This is a genomic window from Variovorax sp. 20P10.2.4, from assembly GCF_058244205.1.
The window spans coordinates 1-1396 of the sequence record NZ_JBZAYE010001103.1 but is presented as its reverse complement, the minus strand read 5'-3'; the positions used below and the strand labels follow the sequence as shown (position 1 = coordinate 1396).

Below are 1396 nucleotides of genomic sequence, written 5' to 3'. Positions count from 1 at the left end.
GCGCCGCTACCCGGGCCTGCAGCATTGCAGCCTGCTGTTCGAGCATGCGTGGTACGCGGCCCATGCGGGCGACCTGAAGGCGGCCGAGCGCTCGCTGGTCACGCTGCGCGAGGCGCTGCCGCAGCTGGTGCCCAGCGACCGCGCCTACTTCGCCGAGTCGTGGAACGACGGCCTGCCGACGGAGCTGGTGCTCGAGGCGAAGCCGCCGCGAAGGCCGGCGGCGCGGCCGAGGAAGGCCGCGCGCTGAAGCGGCCTCAGCCGCGCGCCGCGATGCAGTCGATCTCGATGTCGAAGGGCCCGAACCAGGCCGGCACGCAGACGAAGATGCGCGCGGGCGGCGACTCGGGGAAGTAGCGCGCATAGACCGCGTTGACCGCGGCGAACTTTTCCACCGAGGTGCAGTACACGTTGCACTTGAGCGCATTCGCGAGCGACGAGCCCGCGGTCTCCAGGCACAGCTTCAGCTGTTCGAGCACCAGTTCGGCCTGCCGCTCGACCGAGGCGCCGACCGCCACCTGCCCGGTCTCGGGATCGAAGGGCGGCAGGCCCGAGACATAGACGGTGTCGCCATGGCGCGTGACGATGGAGGCCGGTGCCTTCCAGCGATCGAGCCAGGTGGAGAGGGGTTCGACACGGATGACTTCGCGCGCGGGCATGGGGGTCCTTCTGTTGCGGTGGATGACGATGGCCGCGATGGTGCGGCCTTCGTCCCCCGCACGCTTCGTCCCGCGACGAAGCGTTCAGCCGCCCGTGCCCGCACCCATGCCCAGTGCCAGCCGCACGCGCTCGCGCAACACCGGCAGCACCTCGCTCTCGAACCACGGATGGCGCTGCTGCCAGCCGGTGTTGCGCGGCGAGGGATGCGGCAGCGGGATGACGCGCGGCGCGAATTCCGCGAAGGCGCGCACGGTCTCGGTCACGCCGTCGCGCGCCCGGCTGCCCAGGTGGCGGCGCTGCGCGTACTGGCCGATCAGCAGCGTGAGCTCGACGCGCGGCATCTGCGCCAGCAGCCGCTCGTGCCACAGCGGCGCGCACTCCTTGCGCGGCGGCAGGTCGCCGCTGGTGCCGCGGCCCGGGTAGCAGAAGCCCATGGGCACGAGCGCGATGCGCGAGGCGTCGTAGAACAGTTCGCGCTCCACGCCGAGCCAGCGCCGCAGTTGGTCGCCGCTGCGGTCGTCCCAGGGCACGCCCGTGCGGTGCACCGTCATGCTCGGGGCCTGGCCGACGATCAGGAGCCGCGCCTCCGCGCCGGCCTGCACCACGGGGCGCGGGCCCAGCGGCAGATGCACCTCGCAGACGCGGCAGGCGCGGATCTCGGCGAGCAGCGGCTCCACGTGCTTCAGCGGCCGAAGGGCTTGAAGAAGGCGTTGAGCTCGGCCCCGGGCGCGGCGTCGGC

Annotated in this window: 2 protein-coding genes and 1 pseudogene; 1 reads left to right on the top strand and 2 read right to left on the bottom strand. The window is 72.6% G+C overall.

Annotated elements, in window-relative coordinates; genetic code table 11:
- Positions 1 to 247, top strand: a pseudogene (locus AC27VN_RS41475) (hypothetical protein); the annotation flags it as partial.
- Between the two features lie 7 nt (positions 248 to 254).
- Here the strand turns inward: AC27VN_RS41475 and AC27VN_RS41470 are convergent.
- On the bottom strand, positions 255 to 656 hold the full coding sequence (locus AC27VN_RS41470) for a RidA family protein (protein WP_093343787.1): 402 nt from the start codon (positions 654 to 656) through the stop codon (positions 255 to 257).
- An 84-nt stretch (positions 657 to 740) separates the two neighbouring features.
- A complete protein-coding gene (locus tag AC27VN_RS41465) occupies positions 741 to 1334 on the bottom strand; it encodes a uracil-DNA glycosylase family protein (protein WP_490880510.1) in 594 nt (197 codons plus the stop codon).
- Between the last annotated feature and the right edge of the window lie 62 nt (positions 1335 to 1396).